Below are 488 nucleotides of genomic sequence, written 5' to 3' on the forward strand. Positions count from 1 at the left end.
GTAAGTGTTGATACTGCTCATATAGCTGTAAATGCTTTACCAGAGATGGAGAAGAGTGCTGGCGCGCGTGAGGTATGTGCCGGTAGTACGGTTACACTGACAAACAGCTCAACTGGTGTATGGAGCAGCAGTAATACTGTTGTAGCCACAATAGATAATAATGGATTAGTTCGTGGTGTAGCTGCTGGTAACGCAGTGATTACCTATACTGTAACCACTGCCAAAGGTTGTGTAAGTGTGGATACTGCCCACATGCATGTAAATGCTTTACCAGAGATGGAGAAAAGTGTTGGCGAACGTGAAGTGTGTGCGGGAAGTTCTGTTACGCTGACAAACGGCTCAACTGGTGGTACTGGTGTATGGAGCAGCAGTGCTGTAAGTGTAGCTACAGTAGATAGTAATGGATTAGTTCGTGGTGTAGCTGCTGGTTCTGCAGTGATTACCTATACTGTAACCACTGCCAAAGGTTGTGTAAGTGTGGATACTGT

General features: G+C 45.7%; 1 protein-coding gene. It reads left to right on the forward strand.

The window, feature by feature from the left end:
* A partial coding sequence (locus IEY13_RS30260; protein WP_229688077.1) for an Ig-like domain-containing protein occupies positions 1 to 488 on the forward strand: 488 nt, incomplete at both ends.

Origin of the sequence: Filimonas zeae (assembly GCF_014641615.1) — a bacterium.
GTDB lineage: Bacteria > Bacteroidota > Bacteroidia > Chitinophagales > Chitinophagaceae > Filimonas > Filimonas zeae.